Source organism: Falsiroseomonas frigidaquae, from assembly GCF_012163145.1.
In the GTDB taxonomy this organism is placed as follows: Bacteria; Pseudomonadota; Alphaproteobacteria; order Acetobacterales; family Acetobacteraceae; genus Falsiroseomonas; species Falsiroseomonas frigidaquae.
Map to the genome: position 1 here is coordinate 536901 of NZ_JAAVTX010000004.1, position 15986 is coordinate 552886.

Sequence of the window (15986 nt, forward strand, 5' to 3'; positions counted from 1 at the left end):
CCGGCTGCCCGGAGCCGATCTGCATGCTCCGGGTCATCGTGCTGGGCTCCGGCGCCGGCGGAGGGTTTCCCCAGTGGAACTCGGCCGGGCCGGGTTGCCTGCGCGCCCGCGCCGGCGATCCGGCCGCCCTGCCCCGCAGCCAGGCCAGCATTGCCGCTTCCGCGGATGGTGAGCGCTGGCTGCTGGTGAATGCCAGCCCCGATCTGCGCCAGCAGATCGCCGCGACCCCCGCGCTGCACCCACGCCCCCCCGCGCTGCGACACTCACCGATCGGCGCAGTGCTGCTGACGGGTGGCGAGGTGGATGCCATCGCCGGACTGCTGCATCTGAGGGAGCGGCAGCCATTCGATCTGCTGGCCGCGCCGCAGACGCTCGGCGTGCTGGATGCCAACCCGATCTTCAATGCGCTGAACCCGGAATTCGTGCGGCGCCGTCCGATTGCACTGGAGCAGGGTCTTGCGGTGCTCGGCATCTCCATCACCGCCTATGCGGTGCCGGGCAAGGTGCCGCTTTTCGCCGAAGGCACCGGGGATCCGGGCGTTGCGGAGGATGGCGAGGCGGTCGGCCTGGCGCTGTCCGCCGGCGGCGGTACGCTACACTACATCCCGGGCTGCGCGCTGATGACGGACGCGCTTCGGGCACGGCTGCAGGGCGCCGATTGCGTGTTCTTCGACGGCACGCTGTTCAGCGATGACGAGATGATCCGCCTCGGCGCCGGGCCGAAGACCGGGCGGCGCATGGGCCACATGCCGATGACCGGCCCAGGGTCCACAGTCGAGGCCTTCGAGCACATGCAGGTGGCCCGCCGCGTCTTCGTGCATATCAACAACACGAATCCCGCCCTGCTGTCCGACAGCCCCGAGCGCGCGCAACTCGCCGCCGCGGGCTGGGAGGTGGCGGAGGACGGGATGGAGATCCGCCTGTGAGCCTGCTGTCGCCGGATGCCCTGGAAGATGCGCTGCGCGCCATCGGGGCGGAGCGCTACCACGTCCACCACCCGTTCCATCACCTGCTGCATGGCGGCAAGCTGGATCGTGGCCAGGTGCAGGCCTGGGCGCTGAACCGCTACTACTACCAGGCCAGCATCCCGGCGAAGGACGCCTCCCTGCTCGCGCGGCTGCCGACGCCGGATTTGCGGCGCGAATGGCGGCGGCGGCTGGTGGATCATGATGGCGACGGCACGCATCCGGGTGGCGTGGAGCGCTGGCTGGCGCTGACCGATGGGCTGGGGCTGGACCGCGGCTACGTCATCTCCCTGCAAGGCCTGCTGCCAGCGACGCGCTTCGCAGTGGATGCCTATGTGCGCTTCGTGCGGGAGAAGTCGCTGCTGGAGGCGATCGCATCGTCCCTGACCGAGATGTTCTCGCCCGACATCATCTCCCAGCGCGTCTCCGGCATGCTGCGGAACTATGATTTCGTCACGGCGGAGACGCTGGCCTATTTCACGCCGCGCCTGACCCAAGCGCCGCAGGATGTCGCCTTCGCGCTGGATTACGTGAAGCAGTACGCCGACACGGCGGAGAAGCAGGAACAGGTGCTGGCCGCGCTGCGCTTCAAATGCGACCTGCTCTGGGCGCAGCTCGATGCGCTGCACTTCGCCTATGTCGCGCCCGCCCTGCCGCCGCCGGGCGCTTTTCGCCCCTGTGGTCGGCCATGACGCCCCGCTTCCCGCGCGGCGTGCGGCTGCATCACGACCAGGCGCGCGACCGCTGGGTGGTAATGGCGCCGGAGCGCATGTTCGTCCCCGACGAGACGGCGCTGGAGGTGCTGCGCCTGGTCGATGGCACCCGCGACGTCGATGCCATCATCGATGCGCTGGCCACCAAGTTCGCTGCGCCGCGCGACGTCATCGCGACCGATGTGCGCGCCATGGTGGATGACCTGGTGGCGCGCGGGGCGCTGGCGCCGTGAACCCGCCGCTCGCCCTTCTGGCGGAGCTGACGCATCGCTGCCCGCTGCGCTGCCCCTATTGCTCCAACCCCGTCGAGCTGACCCGCGCGAGCGGTGAACTCACCACGGAGGAATGGGCACGGGTGTTCCGTGAGGCCGCGGCGCTGGGCTGCCTGCAGGTGCATCTCTCGGGCGGCGAGCCCACGGTGCGGCGCGACATCGTGGAGATCACGCGGGCGGCGCATGCGGCCGGGCTCTACACCAACCTGATCACCGCCGGCGTATTGCTGGACGCGGCGCTGATGGCGCGACTGGTGGAGGCGGGGCTGGATCATGTGCAGCTTTCCGTGCAGGACACGGACCCGGCGGGGGCGGAGCGCATCGGCGGCATGAAGGGCGCGCCGGCGCGCAAGGAACAGGCCGCGCGGCTGGTCACGCAGGCCGGCCTGCCGCTGACGCTGAACGCCGTGGTGCACCGGCAGAACCTGCACAACCTGCCGCTGCTGATCGAGACGGCCCTGCGCTGGGGCGCCGGCCGGCTGGAAGTGGCGCATGTGCAATACTACGGCTGGGCGCTGATGAACCGCGACGCGCTGCTGCCGACGCGCGAACAGCTGGATGAGGCGACCCGCATCGTCGATGCGGCGCGGGTGGCGCATCGGGGCCGGCTGATGATCGATTATGTGGTGCCGGATTATCACGCGGCGCGGCCGAAATCCTGCATGGGCGGCTGGGGCAACCGCTTCCTCGGCGTGTCCCCCGCCGGTCGCGTACTGCCCTGCCACGCGGCGGAATCCATCACCGGCCTCGACTTCCCCAATGTGCGCGATACCTCCCTGCGCGCGGCGTGGGAGGATAGCGACGCCTTCAATCGCTTCCGCGGCACCGGCTGGATGCCGGAACCCTGCCGGGGCTGCGACCGGAAGGAGAAGGATTGGGGCGGTTGCCGCTGCCAGGCCTTCGCGCTGACCGGCGACGCCACCGCTACCGACCCGGCCTGCGCCCTGTCGCCGGACCACGGGATGCTGGCGGCGGCGGTGGCGGAGGCCACCTCCCCCGATTTCAGGTATCGCGGCTTCGACTGAAGCTGGCGGGTTGCTAGGCCAAACACATAAGGATATGTTGATATTGCGTTGGTCCCGCGCGAGCGGGTGAAAAGGGAACGCCGTGCGGGGCTCGCGCCCCAAGTCGGCGGCTGCCCCAGCAACTGTCGGCGGCGAGGCGCCGGCCTATTTGCCCGGCCAGCAGGCCGAGCGAGCCACTGCGAGGGGCAACCCCCGCGGGAAGGCCAGGCCGGCACCGACGACCCGCGAGCCAGGAGACCTGCCAGCGCCGTGGACCCGCCCAGCGGGCCGCGCCACCTGCCTTGCCGCCGGGCTGAGGGGACCGGGGGCCTGGAGAGACTTGCGATGACCATCGCCGCCAATCTCGGCTACCCCCGCATCGGCCCCCGGCGCGAGCTGAAGACCGCTCTCGAATCCTTCTGGTCCGGTAAATCCACCGAGGCGGAGCTGCTTGCCACCGCCGAGGCGCTGCGTGCCGGCAGCCGCGCGCTGCAGCAGGGCAGCGGCATCAACCACGTCCCCTCCACCGATTTCACCCTGTACGACCATGTGCTGGACACCGCCTGCGCGCTCGGCGTGGTGCCGGATGGCTATGGATGGTCCGGCGAGGGCCCGGTTTCGCTGGCCACCTATTTCGCCCTGGCGCGCGGCGCCCGTGGCACGGAAGCGGAGCAGGAGGCAGGCATCCGGCCCGGCGCGACGGCGCTGGAGATGACCAAGTGGTTCGACACCAACTACCACTACCTGGTCCCGCGCCTGACGCCTGAGACCCGCTTCCAGCTGACCCGGAACCGCTGGGCCGATGCGGTGCGGGAGGGGCTGGCGCTGGGCACCCGCACCCGCCCTGTGCTGCTCGGCCCGGTCTCCTTCCTGCTGCTGTCCAAGGCCGAGGATGTGCGGCCGCTGGACCTGCTGCCGGCGCTGCTGCCTGTCTATGCCGAGGTGCTGCGCGGCATCGCCGAGGCCGGCGCCACCTGGGTGCAGATCGACGAACCGTGCCTGGTAACGGACCTGCCGCCGGGCGCGGAGGCGGCCTATGCCACCGCCTATCATGCGCTGGCGGAAGCGGCGCCGGGCCTCGACATCCTGCTCGCCACCTATTTCGGCGCGCTGCGGGAGAACCTGCCCTTCACCGCCGCGCTGCCCGTCGCCGGCCTGCATCTGGACCTGGTGCGCGCGCCGGATCAGCTCGCGGATGCGCTGGCAGCCTGGCCGGCGGATCGGTGGCTGTCGCTCGGTCTGGTGGATGGCCGCAATGTCTGGCGCACCGATCTGCGCCAGGCGCTCGGGCTGGCGCAGCATGCGGCGGCCGGCGGGCGCGGCAAGCGCCTGATGGTCGCACCCTCATGCTCCCTGCTGCATGTGCCGCACAGCCTGAAGCTGGAGACGGCGCTGGACCCTGCCCTGGCCCGGCGCCTGGCCTTCGCGAATGAGAAGCTGGCCGAGGTTGTCGCCCTGGCGCGCGGGCTGGATGAGGGCGAGGCCGCCATTGCCCCGCTGCTGAAGGCGAGCGATGCGGCCCGCGCCGAGGCGCAGCGGCAGGATCCGGCGGTGGCCGCGCGGCTGGGCGCGCTGACGCCGGAGATGGCGCAGCGCCGCAGCCCTTACGCCCAGCGGGCCGAAGCACAGCATGCGCGCTTCAACCTGCCGAAGCTGCCGGTGACCAGCATCGGGTCCTGGCCGCAGACCGCGGAGGTGCGCGCGCTGCGTGCCCGCCTGGCCCGCGGCGAGATGACGCAGGATGCGCATGATGCGGCGATGGAGGCGCTGACGGCGGAGGCGGTGCGCTGGCAGGAGGAGATCGGCGTCGATGTCCCGGTGCATGGCGAGTTCGAGCGCAACGACATGGTGAAGTATTTCGGCGAACAGCTTGCCGGCTACGCCTTCACGAAACATGGCTGGGTGCAGAGCTATGGCAGCCGCTGCGTCGCGCCGCCGATCATCTGGGGCGACGTGTCCCGCCCGCATCCGATGACGGTGCGCTGGTCCGCCTTCGCGCAGTCGCTGACCAAGCGGCCGATGAAGGGGATGCTGACGGGGCCTGTGACGATGCTGAACTGGTCCTTCGTGCGGGACGACCTGCCGCGCGACGTGGTGTGCCGGCAGATCGCGCTGGCGATCCGCGACGAGGTGGCGGATCTGGAGGCGGCCGGCATCGGCATGATCCAGATCGACGAGCCCGCCTTCCGTGAGGGCCTGCCGCTGCGCGAATCCGACCGCGCCGAATATCTGCGCTGGGCGGTGGAATGTTTTCGACTGTCCGCCTCGGTTGTCGGGGACGCGACGCAGATCCACACCCATATGTGCTACAGCGAATTCAACGACATCATCGCCGAGATCGCCGCGATGGATGCCGATGTGATCTCGATCGAGACGGCGCGCAGCGACATGGAACTGCTCGCCGCCTTCGAGGGCTTCGCCTATCCGAACGAGATCGGCCCGGGTGTGTGGGACATCCACAGCCCGCGCGTGCCGGATGCGGCGGAGATGGTGGCACTGCTGCGCCGGGCGGCGCAGCGCGTGCCGGCCGGGCGGCTCTGGGCCAATCCGGATTGCGGCTGCAAGACGCGTGGCTGGGCGGAAGTGCGGCCGGCGATGGCCAACCTGGTCGCCGCCGCCCGCACCCTGCGCGCCGAGCTGGTTTAGCCTATCCTGCCCCCGGACACGCTGCCGGACCCATCCGGCGGCGCAACGGGGGCAGGGCTGAATGGCGGGTTCGAGGGAGGGTGACCCGCCACGGCTATGGGATGCGCGCTTCGCCCTCACGCTGCTGCTCACCCTGTTCGGCTTCGCCAACCTCGCCGCCTTCTATGGGCTGGAGCCGTGGCTGCGCGGCCGCGGCCTCGGCCCGGCCCAGGCGGGGCTGGCGATAGCCGGCTTCACCCTGGTGGCCCTGCTGCTGATCCCGCCCCTGTCCGCGCGCGTCACCCCCGCCACCGCCGGGCGTTGCATCGTCGCCGGCTTCAGCGTGACGCTGCTGGTGCTGCCGCTGTACCTGATGGCGGATGGCTTCGCGCAGTTGCTGGCGCTGCGCCTGCTGCACGGGCTGGGCTTCGTGCTGACGCTGGTGGGCATCGTCGCCGCCTTTGTCGCCATGGTGCCGCCGGCCCGCGCCGGGCAGGCCTATGCGCTGTTCGGCGTGGCGGACCTGCTGCCCTTCGCGCTGCTGCCGCCGCTGATGGAGGCGACGCTGCCCGCCTTCGGCGGCGATGCGGCGGGTCAGTATGCCGCGCTGGCGCTGCTGCAGGCGCCCGCGTTGGTCCTGGCGCTGTGGGTCGCGCGCCGCCCGATACAGGACGCCACGCCGCCGGCACAGGCCGGCGAAGGTGCCGCGGGCCGGCCGGTGCTTCTGCTGCTGGCGGTGAACACGCTGGCCTTCCTGGCGCATGCCCTGCTGTTCAGCCTGTTGAAGCCGCGCGCGCTGGAACTGGACGGCGCCAGCCTGGTCGGCACCTTCTTCGCGTTGCAGACGGCGACGATCATGGCACTGCGCCTGCTGGCCGGCGACGCCTTCGACCGGCTGGACCAGCGCCGCCTGGCTGCCGGCGGGCTGGCCTGCGTGGTGCTGGCGCTGCTGCTGCTGGCCTTGCCGCTGCCGGCCCTGGCGCTGCTGCCGGCCGCACTGTTGACCGGGCTCGGCTTTGGCGCGGTGCTGCCGCTGCTGAACGCGCTGATGCACCGGCATTCGGCGCCGGAGCGGCGTGGCGCGAATCTCAACCTGATGATGCTGGCACTGCAGCTTGGCTACCTGCTCGGCCCGCTGCTGGGCGGCTTCGTCGTCGGCGTCGCGGGCTATGCCGGCGCCTTCGCCTTCGCCGCGCTGTGCCTGGCGCCGGCCATCCCGGTGCTGCGGCTGCTGCCGCGGTAGAGAAGCTACCCTTCGGCCAGCACCGCTTCCAGCGCCTCGGCGAAGGCCGCCATGGCGGGGGCGCTGCCGAAGGAGACGCGCAGCCAGCCGGGGTAGCGGAAGCTGGTCATCGCGCGCGCCATCACGCCGCGCGCCATCAGCCGCCGATGCGCCACCGTGTCCGGGATCGGCAGGCGCAGCATGGCGAAATTGCCGATGGCGCCGATCATGCCCAGCCCGAGCCGGCCGGCCAGCGCGGCCAGGCCGGCCCGCATCTCCCGCACATGGGCGCGGGTCGCGGCGATATGCGCCTCGTCCCACACCGCTTCCCGCGCCGCGTCCAGGGCCAGCAGGTTGACGCTGTAGCTGATGCTGGTCTTCCGCACCGTGGCCGCCACCGCGGGTGCCGCAGCCATCCAGCCGATGCGCAGCCCGGCCAGCCCCCACATCTTGGAGAAGGTGCGGTACACGACCAGGTTCGGATGCCGCGCCATCAGCGCGAAGCTGTCGGGGAAGCCCGGCTCCTCGGCGTATTCGGCATAGGCCTCGTCCACCACGACGATGGCGCGGCCTGCCACGGCGTCCAGGAAGCGGGCGAGCTTCGCGTGGTCCCACCAGCTTCCGGTCGGGTTGTTCGGGTTGCACAGGAACACCACGCGGGTCCGCGCATCGATCGCCCGCAGCAGCGCCGCATCGTCGAAGCCATCCGCGCGCAGCGGCACCAGGCGAGGCGTGACGCCGGAGAAGCTGGCCAGCCATTCATAGACGGCGAAGGTGCGGTCGGCGGTGACGATGTTGTCGCCCTGTTCGCAGAAGGCCTTGATGACGAAGGCGATCACCTCGTTCGCGCCATTGCCGAGGATCACCTGCTCCGCATCCAGCCCGAAACGCCCGGCGATGGCGCGGCGCAGATGCCAGCCATCGCCCTGCGGATACTGCGCGGCCTGCCCGACCTCCCACCGGGCCATCACCGCGCGCGACGCCGCGGGCGGGCCGAGCGGGTTCTCGTTGTTGTTCAGCCGGTGCAGATGCGCCACGCCGAAGCGGCGCCGCAGCACGTCATCCGGTGGCGAGGGCACATAGGCCTCGAAGGCGCGGACATGCGCGGGCACCAGGCGCTCCAGCGCGAAGCCGCTCACCTGGACGTCCCGGTCGCCGCCAGCAGCAGCAGGTCGCCCGCCGCATCCGGGATCAGCGCCGCCGGCGCCAGCCCGGCCTGGACCAGGCCCTCGGCGAAGGCGGCGTGCTCGGGCCGGCCGAGATCCAGCACCGCGCGAAACTGCGAAAACCCCTGGCCGCGGAACAGCGCGACATTGCCCGCCGCGACCGCTGCCGCATCGGCCGCCGCCAGCAGCGGCCGCAGGGTGACGCGCCCGGCGGCGCGGTCCGTTTCCGCCGCCATGGCCGCACCGGTGGCGCGGGCCGGCGGGGGCGGTTCCTCGATGTCGCGGCCGAGGCCGAGGCGGCGCACCTGCTCCGTCACCCAGGGCCGCAGCGCCGCCGGCACCCAGGCGATGCCGCCCGGGTCTTCCTCCAGCGCGCGGAACAGCACGGGGTGCTGGCCGCCCGCGGCATCGGGCAGGTGGCCGACCACCTCGAAGGCCTCGGCCGGCATGTCCGGCGCCGCCTCCAGCACCACCAGTCCCTGGATGCTGCCACGCGCCAGCCGGCCGAGGGCGGCATCCAGCAGGCCGGTGGCGAGCGCCGCGCGGCCGGCGCCCTCCGGCAGCAGCAAGGCGGGGCCGGACAGCGCCATCAGGCGGCGGCCGAAGGGTTGCCAGAACAGCCCGCCCAGCGGCCGGCGCCGCGCATCCAGCGCGACCAGGGCCGCAAGCTCCCCGGCGGCGCGCTGGTCCAGCACGCGGGCGGCGGTGCGGAAGACCGGGCCGCCGGCACCGCTTGCCTCGGCCCAATCCACCAGTAGCGCCAGCGTCGCATCATCCGGCTCCAGCGGCACGCCATGCACCGGGCCGAGCGCCTGCGGCGGCGCCTCCGCCACCCGCGCCGGATAGGCCCGGGCCAGGTCGAAGCCGAGCAGCAGCCCGCCCTGCACGCCGGGCTCCGTGGTCAGACGGTCCGCCAGCCGGGCGGCGAGGTACAGGCCGACATCGGCGGTATCCTCGCCATCCTGCCGCCGCGCCTGGTCCAGCCCGGCCAGATCCACATCCGCGGTGGCGAAGCCGAGTTCCAGGCGCAGGGCGTGCCGCCGGTCGCGCAGCGCCAGGCTGACCTGTCCGGCGGAGGGCGGACTGGCCGCCAGCACCTCCTCCGCGATCAGGGCCAGGCGATCCCCCAGGCGCGGCGCGATGCCGGTGGCCGCGGCAACACCGCGGATGAACTCCGCGCCCACCGCGGCGAAGCCTGGCCCGGGCGGTAGCAGCAACCGTGGTCCAGGCCGCCGTGAATCAGGGTCATCGACACTCATGCAGGCTTGCGGACCCCTCCTCGGCCGCAATCCGCGACCGCCCGGACCTTACCACTGGCCGCCGCCGCCACAACGTTCCGGCCGGCGGGCGAAGGTCGCCGGGCCCGATTTAGGTTGCAGATTGCCCATGCAGGGCGCATATGGAGTGGGTCAGTCTTGCGCGGTTCGGCCTGCTCTCCCGTTCGATCGAGCGCCGAGCCAAGTGTCCGTTTCCCCTTCAAGTCTGATCCGCCCGGCAATGTCGTTGGGGCGGTCTTTTGTTACGAAGCGGATTCCAACCATGCCGATCGGCACCGTCAAGTGGTTCAACGCGACCAAGGGCTATGGCTTCATCCAGCCGGAAGACGGCTCCAAGGACGTGTTCCTGCACATCTCCGATGTGCAGCGTTCCGGCCTGCAGGAGCCGCGCGAGGGCGACAAGCTGGAATATGAGCTGCAGCACGGCCAGCAGGGCAAGACCTCTGCCGGCAACCTGAAGCGCGCCTGAACCGTACGGGGTGGCCCAGGGCCGCCCCGACGGATTGCAGATGGATGGGCGGGGGCTTCGGCACCCGTCCCTCCGTCATCCCACCGCCGCCACTACAGGGCGGCATACCGGCCTGTCGCGTCCCTGGCGCGGCCGGCAAACGCTAGAGCATCCGCAGCACGGTGGCACCGCCACCGGGACTGCCCAAAGGACCACGTGCACACCTACGACGAACGCCTTTCGACCCAGTTCCACTCGAACGGGTCCACCCTTCCGGCACAAGCCAACAGCCAGACCGGACGCGAGCCTGTCATTTCCAGCCTCACCCGCGACGAAATCCGTCGCATCGTGATGGACCTGATCGGCTGAACCAAGGACTTCACGGCGCGCGGGCGGCCTGAGCGTCCTGCCCCTTCGGCGTAACGCCAGGGGCTGTCCCGACCCGTGAGGATCGCCACATGCCTCCGCATCACCGCTACACCGTTGGCCAGCGCATCGAATTCATGCCGGGCCGCTTCGATGGGTCGGCGCCGTCCGGCGCCTATACCGTCGTGCGGCAATTGCCGAATGATGCACAGGACCGCGAATACCGCGTGAAGAACAGCCGCGACGGGCATGAGCGCATCATCCGCGAAAGCCAGATGCGCCAGGGCGTCCTCGGCTGACCACCTGAGGCTGACCACCTGAACCCGGCGGCGGGACACACCTGCCGCCGGCCCCCTTTTCCTATCGGCGCTTGAGCGTGGCCAGGTCTCGCACCGCGCCGCGCGCGGCACTCGTCGCCATCGCCGCATAGGCCTGCAGCGCCGTCGAGACCTGGCGCTTGCGCGGGCTGGCGGGCTGCCAGGCGGCATCGCCCTTCGCCTCCATCGCGGCCCGGCGCTGCGCCATCACATCCTCGCCCACCTTCAACTCGATGCGGCGGTTCGGGATGTCGATCTCGATGATGTCGCCATCCTCGACCAGCCCGATCGGCCCGCCCTCCGCCGCTTCCGGCGAAAGATGCCCGATCGACAGGCCGGAGGACCCGCCGGAGAAGCGGCCATCCGTCACCAGCGCGCAGACCTTCCCGAGGCCCTTCGATTTCAGGTAGCTGGTCGGGTACAGCATCTCCTGCATGCCGGGCCCGCCGCGCGGCCCCTCATACCGCACGACGACCACGTCGCCCGCCACCACCTTGCCACCCAGGATGCCGTCCACCGCCGCGTCCTGGCTCTCGAACACCTTCGCCGGGCCGGTGAAGGTCAGGATCGAGGCGTCGACGCCGGCGGTCTTCACGATGCAACCATCGACGGCGATGTTGCCGGCCAGCACGGCCAGGCCGCCATCGGCGGAGAAGGCCGATTCCTTCGCCCGGATCACGCCCTTGGCGCGGTCCGTGTCCAGGCTCTCCCAGCGCTCCGCCTGGCTGAACGCCACCTGCGTCGGCACGCCGCCGGGCGCCGCCTTGAAGAAGTCCAGTACGCTGGCATCGGCGGTCTGCGTCACATCCCATTGCTGCAGCGCCTCGGCCAGCGTCGGCGCATCGACGCGGCTGACGCTGGTGTCGAGCAGGCCGGCGCGATCCAGCTCCCCCAGGATACCCATGATGCCGCCGGCGCGGTGCACGTCTTCCACATGCACATTGGCAACCGAGGGCGCGACCTTGCACAGCACCGGCACGCGGCGCGAAAGCCGGTCGATGTCGGTCATGGTGAAATCGACGCCGCCCTCATGCGCTGCGGCCAGCAGGTGCAGCACGGTGTTGGTGGACCCGCCCATGGCGATGTCCAGCGTCATCGCATTCTCGAAGGCCGTCCGCGTCGCGACGTTGCGCGGCAGCACGGAGAAATCCTCCGTCTCGTAGTGCCGGCGCGTGATCTCGACGATCCGCCGCCCGGCTTCCAGGAACAGCCGTTTGCGGTCGGCATGCGTCGCCACGACGGTGCCGTTGCCGGGCAGCGCCAGGCCCAGCGCCTCGGTCAGGCAGTTCATCGAATTGGCGGTGAACATGCCGGAGCAGGACCCGCAGGTCGGGCAGGCAGACCGCTCGATCACCTCGACTTCCGCATCCGTCACCGTGGGATCAGCGGCGGCGATCATGGCGTCGATCAGGTCCACGCTGCGCTTCTGGCCGCGATGCACCACCTTGCCGGCCTCCATCGGCCCGCCGGAGACGAAGATCGTCGGCACGTTCAGGCGCATCGACGCCATCAGCATGCCCGGCGTGATCTTGTCGCAGTTGGAGATGCAGACCATCGCATCGGCGCAATGCGCGTTGACCATGTACTCCACGCTGTCGGCGATCAGGTCGCGGGACGGCAGGCTGTAGAGCATGCCGTCATGCCCCATGGCGATGCCGTCATCCACCGCGATGGTGTTGAATTCCTTGGCGACGCCGCCTGCCGCCTCGATCTCCCGCGCCACCAGCTGGCCGAGGTCCTTGAGGTGGACATGGCCGGGGACGAACTGGGTGAAGCTGTTGACCACGGCGATGATCGGCTTGCCGAAATCGCCGTCCTTCATGCCGGTGGCGCGCCACAGCCCCCGCGCGCCGGCCATGTTGCGGCCATGGGTGGTGGTGCGGCTGCGGTATTGCGGCATGGCTTGGCGGTCCTGGCTTGCGTGTCCTGGCCTGCCGTCTCGGCCCTGCGGCGCGATCCGTCCCAGGCCCGGCCGGTTGTTTCCCGGTTGGCGGTCTAGGCCGGCGTTTCTAGCGGCATCGGTGCGGCTCGGCCAGACCGGGTCGGCCAGACCGGGTCGGCCAGACCGGGTCGGCCAGATCCGGACGGGATCGAGGCGGCCTCAGTGCAGGTGGATGCGGGTCGGGCCGGCGGCGTCGCGCAGCTTCAAGCCGGCCGCCGTGGCATGGCGGGCGAAGATCCGCGCGCCGCGCAGCGCCGCCGCCAGCTGGTCCGGCGCCAGCCATTCGGACAGCCCGCCGATCGCCGACAGCACATCGCCGCGCTGCAGTGCCGCCACCAGGTCCAGCAGCACCGCCTCGTCCCGGCCCAGCCCGGTGCCCTCGCCATGCCGCACATCCAGGCGTCGCTGGGCGCTGCGGGACACCACGGACATCAGCAGTTCAAACCCCAATGCGCCGGCAGGCAGGATCCCGGCCGAGGCGAGGATGCCCTGCCAGTCCTGCACACCCCGCCGCGGCACCATCCAGGCCCGCAGTGCCGCCACCACCAGCAGCTCCGGCGGCGCCAATCCCGGAACCCGGGGGTCCTGCAATCCATCCGGCATGCGGCCGGCCTCCTCTCGCATGAGCGTTGCGGAGCATGGCGCCGCGGCTGCGCGCAGGGAAGTGTGATTGCGAGTCATTCTCAGATATGCCATGCAGCCGCTGTTCAGAGGATATCGAAGCATGACCATCGCGTCGCCGCTTCCGCTGCTGCGGAAATGCCTGGTCCTGGCGAGCCTGGCATCGGCCTCCATCCTGGCCGTCCCGGCCCAGACAGCAACAGCGCAACCGGCTCAGGAACAGCCGGCCCTGCCGCTGGAGCTGAACCGGCTGGAGCCGGTGACGGCGCCGGCCGAGGGCTGCCGGATCTGGATGATGCTGTCCAACGACGCGCCGGAAGCCGCCGCCATCAACGCGCTGCGGCTGGACCTGGTGGTGTTCGGCGGCGATGGCCAGATCGCGCGCCGCGCCGCGGTGGAACTCGCCCCGATCGGCGCCGGCCGCACCGCCGTGCGCCTGTTCGACCTGGCCGGCCTGCCCTGCGACCGCATCAGCCGCCTGCTGGTGAACGACGTGCTGGCCTGCCGCATCGGCGGGGCTGACGTGACCGATTGCGCCGATCGCCTGCGGCCCTCCAGCCGCGCCGGCATCCGCTTCGGCCTGTAGGGGAGAGCGCCAGCATGGATAGCACCGTCATGGAAACCGCCGCGATGGGCGCCGCGCATGACCTGTCGCCGCTCGGCCTGTTCCTCGCCGCCGACTGGGTGGTGCGGTCGGTCATGGTGATGCTGGTGGCTGCCTCGATCTGGGTCTGGGCACTGGCGCTGGACCGCGCGCTGCGCTTCCGCCGCCTGACGCGCGATGCCGCCGCGCTGCGCCGCTTCGCCGAGGATGGCTCGCCCCCCGCGCAGGACAATGCCTGGGCCGAGGTGCTGGTCGCCGCCGAACATGCGGCCCGCGAAGTGGTCGGCGAACCTGCCGCCGAACGGCGCCACCACATCGCCAGCGCCGCCCGGCTGGCGGTGGTCGAACGCACCGCCCGCGCCCGGCAGGGCCTGCCGGTGCTGGCCAGCATCGCCTCCACCGCGCCCTTCATCGGCCTTTTCGGCACCGTCTGGGGCATCATGAACGCCTTCACCGCCATCGCCCGCAGCGGCAATACCAGCCTGTCTGCCGTCGCGCCCGGCATTGCGGAGGCGCTGTTCGCCACGGCGCTCGGCCTGGTCGCGGCGATTCCCGCGGCGCTCGCCTTCAACCGGCTGTCAGCCATGCTGGGCGAGGCGCGCGGCGCCGCCAGCGGGGCGGCGGAACGCCTGGCCCGGCGCCTCGGCCTTGCCGGTTCCACCCGCGCGCGCATGGCGGCCGAGTAATGGCCTTCGGCAACATGGAGGAGGGCGGCGGGGACGAGGAGGGCATGCTTTCCGAGATCAACGTCACGCCCTTCGTCGACGTCATGCTGGTGCTGCTGATCGTCTTCATGGTGGCGGCGCCGATGATGATGGCCGGCGTGCCGGTGGACCTGCCGCGCGCCGCCAGCGCCCCGGTGCCGCAGGTGACGGAGCCACTGGTGCTGACGCTGGACCGGCAGGGCCGCGTCTTCATCGAGGAGACGGAGACGGACCCGGCGACGCTGGTCACCACCCTCGCCCCGATGGCCGCCGCCGCGCCGGACCGCCCGGTCTTCCTGCGCGCCGATCGCGCCCAGGCCTATGGCGAGGTGATGCGCGTGCTGGCCGCCCTGGCCGCGGCGGGCTTCGGCCGTGCCTCCCTGATCGGCGAGGCGGCGCCCTGAGCCGCCATGGACCAGTCCCCCGGCTTCCTGCCGCGGCCGGCGATGACCGGCCCCGGCCCCCTCTCCTTCGCGGCGCCTGAGCCTGTGCGGCATGGAAGCGGCCTGCATCCAGCCGCCTGGGGCGTGGCGCTGGCGCTGCATCTCGGCCTGGCGGCCGTGCTGATGCGACCGGCCCACCCGCCGCTGCTGGCAGGCGGCGGAGCCGGGCTGCAGGTTGGCCTTTCCGGCGGGCTGGGCGGCGGTGCGGCCGGCGGCATCGGGGCGGTGCAGCCGGATGAATTGGCGCCGAACGCGGCACCGGCCGAGAGCCTGGAGGCGGCCGATGTGCCGCCACCGGAGGCCACCGCCTTGCCGGCACAGGCGCTCGCCGCCACCCCGCCACCCGCGTTGCAGAGCCCGCCGCCCCCCCAGGCGGTGCAGCCACCGCCGCCCCAGACGGTGCAGCCACCGCCGCCCCAGGCGGTGCAGCCGCCGCCGCCCCAGACGGTGCAGCCACCGCCGCCCCAGGTGGTGCAGCCGCCGCCGCCCCAGGTGGTGCAGCCGCCGCCGCCCCAGGCTGTGCAGGCGCTGCCGGAACCGCTGGCAGCGGCACCACCACCGCCGGCCGAGATGGCCCAGCCGGTCGAAGTGGCGCCGCCGCCGCCCAACGAACTGGCCGCCACCCCGCCGCCGGAGACGCTGACCGCCGCCGCGCCCGTCCTGCCGCCGCCGCCGCCGCCGCCGCCGGCGCCGCTCGAAGCCGCCCGGCCGCCCGAGACGGTGACGGCGGAGGCCGAGCCGCCACCGCCGCCACCACCGCCCCAGGCGCCGCCCGAGCCGGTGCGCCAAGCGCGCCCGGCACCGCGCCCGGCATCGCGGCCCGTACCGCAACCCGCCGCGCGCGCGGAACCCCCCCGCAGCGTGCCGGCCGGCAATCCCGGCCAGGCCGCCACGGCGGAACGTGGGCCGGCCGGTACGCCCGGCCCCGCCACCTCCCCCGGCCCGCCGGGCGGCGGCCAGGGCCGGGCGGCCGCCAGCCCCGGCGAAGGATCCGGCGCGCGGCAGTTGCCCGCCGCCTATGCCGCCGCGCTGGTCCGTATCCTGCAGCGCAACCTGCGCTACCCGTCCTCCGCCCGCGCCCAGGGCATCGAGGGCACGGCGACGCTGCGCTTCGTCATCGCCCGGGATGGCACGGTGCAGGCGGCGCAGCTGGTGCGCGGCACCGGCTATGCGCTGCTGGATCATGAGGCGATGGCGCTGATCCGCCGCGTCTCCCCCCTGCCCCGCCTGCCGGCGGATTTCCCGGACGCGCAGGCGGTGGTGCTGGCGCCGATCGGCTTCTCGATTCGCTGAGCGA

At 72.0% G+C, this 15986-nt stretch carries 17 protein-coding genes and 1 riboswitch; of the genes, 13 read left to right on the forward strand and 4 right to left on the reverse strand.

Annotation, left to right across the window (positions count from 1 at the left end):
* Positions 1-23: 23 nt before the first annotated feature.
* The 6 genes from pqqB (at position 24) to HB662_RS15240 (ending at position 6822) form a co-directional block, all read left to right on the forward strand.
* Positions 24-926 carry a pyrroloquinoline quinone biosynthesis protein PqqB gene (pqqB, locus tag HB662_RS15215; protein WP_168050644.1) on the forward strand — a complete coding sequence of 301 codons (903 nt, stop codon included), beginning with the start codon at positions 24-26 and terminating at the stop codon, positions 924-926.
* Positions 923-1657, forward strand: a complete 735-nt coding sequence (pqqC, locus tag HB662_RS15220) for a pyrroloquinoline-quinone synthase PqqC (protein WP_168050645.1) — start codon at positions 923-925, stop codon at positions 1655-1657. Before pqqB ends, pqqC begins: the two co-directional genes overlap by 4 nt.
* Positions 1654-1911 carry a pyrroloquinoline quinone biosynthesis peptide chaperone PqqD gene (pqqD, locus tag HB662_RS15225; RefSeq protein WP_168050646.1) on the forward strand — a complete coding sequence of 86 codons (258 nt, stop codon included), beginning with the start codon at positions 1654-1656 and terminating at the stop codon, positions 1909-1911. The genes pqqC and pqqD overlap by 4 nt, the downstream gene beginning before the upstream one ends.
* On the forward strand, positions 1908-2975 hold the full coding sequence (pqqE, locus tag HB662_RS15230; RefSeq protein ID WP_168050647.1) for a pyrroloquinoline quinone biosynthesis protein PqqE: 1068 nt from the start codon (positions 1908-1910) through the stop codon (positions 2973-2975). The genes pqqD and pqqE overlap by 4 nt, the downstream gene beginning before the upstream one ends.
* 32 nt (positions 2976-3007) lie before the next feature.
* Positions 3008-3235: riboswitch (cobalamin riboswitch) on the forward strand.
* Between the two features lie 64 nt (positions 3236-3299).
* Complete coding sequence (gene metE / locus HB662_RS15235; RefSeq protein WP_168050648.1) at positions 3300-5600, forward strand: 5-methyltetrahydropteroyltriglutamate--homocysteine S-methyltransferase; 2301 nt, start codon at positions 3300-3302, stop codon at positions 5598-5600.
* A gap of 61 nt (positions 5601-5661) precedes the next feature.
* Positions 5662-6822, forward strand: a complete 1161-nt coding sequence (locus HB662_RS15240) for an MFS transporter (RefSeq protein WP_168050649.1) — start codon at positions 5662-5664, stop codon at positions 6820-6822.
* A gap of 5 nt (positions 6823-6827) precedes the next feature.
* Here the strand turns inward: HB662_RS15240 and HB662_RS15245 are convergent, their stop codons facing one another.
* Entirely contained in the window at positions 6828-7940 is a 1113-nt protein-coding gene (locus HB662_RS15245) for an aminotransferase class I/II-fold pyridoxal phosphate-dependent enzyme (protein ID WP_168050650.1), read from the reverse strand.
* Positions 7937-9184, reverse strand: coding sequence for a hypothetical protein (locus tag HB662_RS15250; protein ID WP_168050651.1), 1248 nt, complete (start codon positions 9182-9184; stop codon positions 7937-7939). Before HB662_RS15250 ends, HB662_RS15245 begins: the two co-directional genes overlap by 4 nt.
* A 322-nt stretch (positions 9185-9506) precedes the next feature.
* On the opposite strand from HB662_RS15250, the gene HB662_RS15255 reads away from it, so the two are divergent.
* From HB662_RS15255 to HB662_RS15265, 3 genes are all read left to right on the forward strand, one after another.
* Positions 9507-9713, forward strand: coding sequence for a cold-shock protein (locus tag HB662_RS15255; protein WP_168033834.1), 207 nt, complete (start codon positions 9507-9509; stop codon positions 9711-9713).
* Positions 9714-9908: 195 nt separating this feature from the next.
* Positions 9909-10061: a hypothetical protein gene (locus HB662_RS15260; RefSeq protein ID WP_168050652.1), complete on the forward strand. Its 153-nt coding sequence runs from the start codon at positions 9909-9911 to the stop codon at positions 10059-10061.
* Between the two features lie 89 nt (positions 10062-10150).
* Entirely contained in the window at positions 10151-10357 is a 207-nt protein-coding gene (locus tag HB662_RS15265) for a hypothetical protein (RefSeq protein WP_168050653.1), read from the forward strand.
* 61 nt (positions 10358-10418) lie between these two features.
* Here HB662_RS15265 and ilvD read toward each other — a convergent pair whose 3' ends face one another.
* On the reverse strand, positions 10419-12275 hold the full coding sequence (gene ilvD / locus HB662_RS15270) for a dihydroxy-acid dehydratase (RefSeq protein ID WP_168050654.1): 1857 nt from the start codon (positions 12273-12275) through the stop codon (positions 10419-10421).
* 201 nt (positions 12276-12476) lie between these two features.
* Complete coding sequence (locus HB662_RS15275) at positions 12477-12920, reverse strand: hypothetical protein (protein WP_168050655.1); 444 nt, start codon at positions 12918-12920, stop codon at positions 12477-12479.
* 121 nt (positions 12921-13041) lie between these two features.
* On the opposite strand from HB662_RS15275, the gene HB662_RS15280 reads away from it, so the two are divergent.
* The 4 genes from HB662_RS15280 to HB662_RS15295 are packed head-to-tail and all read left to right on the forward strand — an operon-like array spanning position 13042 to position 15982.
* Positions 13042-13524, forward strand: a complete 483-nt coding sequence (locus HB662_RS15280; RefSeq protein WP_168050656.1) for a hypothetical protein — start codon at positions 13042-13044, stop codon at positions 13522-13524.
* Between the two features lie 14 nt (positions 13525-13538).
* Entirely contained in the window at positions 13539-14228 is a 690-nt protein-coding gene (locus HB662_RS15285) for a MotA/TolQ/ExbB proton channel family protein (protein ID WP_168050657.1), read from the forward strand.
* Entirely contained in the window at positions 14228-14650 is a 423-nt protein-coding gene (locus tag HB662_RS15290; RefSeq protein ID WP_168050658.1) for an ExbD/TolR family protein, read from the forward strand. Before HB662_RS15285 ends, HB662_RS15290 begins: the two co-directional genes overlap by 1 nt.
* Positions 14651-14656: 6 nt before the next feature.
* Positions 14657-15982: an energy transducer TonB gene (locus tag HB662_RS15295; RefSeq protein WP_168050659.1), complete on the forward strand. Its 1326-nt coding sequence runs from the start codon at positions 14657-14659 to the stop codon at positions 15980-15982.
* The last annotated feature ends 4 nt before the right edge of the window (positions 15983-15986 follow it).

Coding starts and splice junctions, on each gene's coding strand:
- metE (WP_168050648.1), top strand. CDS start 3,300: ATGACCATCGCCGCCAATCTCGGCTACCCCCGCATCGGCCCCCGGCGC.
- HB662_RS15285 (WP_168050657.1), top strand. CDS start 13,539: ATGGATAGCACCGTCATGGAAACCGCCGCGATGGGCGCCGCGCATGAC.
- HB662_RS15265 (WP_168050653.1), top strand. CDS start 10,151: ATGCCTCCGCATCACCGCTACACCGTTGGCCAGCGCATCGAATTCATG.
- HB662_RS15290 (WP_168050658.1), top strand. CDS start 14,228: ATGGCCTTCGGCAACATGGAGGAGGGCGGCGGGGACGAGGAGGGCATG.
- HB662_RS15255 (WP_168033834.1), top strand. CDS start 9,507: ATGCCGATCGGCACCGTCAAGTGGTTCAACGCGACCAAGGGCTATGGC.
- HB662_RS15295 (WP_168050659.1), top strand. CDS start 14,657: ATGGACCAGTCCCCCGGCTTCCTGCCGCGGCCGGCGATGACCGGCCCC.
- pqqB (WP_168050644.1), top strand. CDS start 24: ATGCTCCGGGTCATCGTGCTGGGCTCCGGCGCCGGCGGAGGGTTTCCC.
- HB662_RS15240 (WP_168050649.1), top strand. CDS start 5,662: ATGGCGGGTTCGAGGGAGGGTGACCCGCCACGGCTATGGGATGCGCGC.
- pqqD (WP_168050646.1), top strand. CDS start 1,654: ATGACGCCCCGCTTCCCGCGCGGCGTGCGGCTGCATCACGACCAGGCG.
- ilvD (WP_168050654.1), bottom strand. CDS start 12,275: ATGCCGCAATACCGCAGCCGCACCACCACCCATGGCCGCAACATGGCC.
- HB662_RS15275 (WP_168050655.1), bottom strand. CDS start 12,920: ATGCCGGATGGATTGCAGGACCCCCGGGTTCCGGGATTGGCGCCGCCG.
- HB662_RS15280 (WP_168050656.1), top strand. CDS start 13,042: ATGACCATCGCGTCGCCGCTTCCGCTGCTGCGGAAATGCCTGGTCCTG.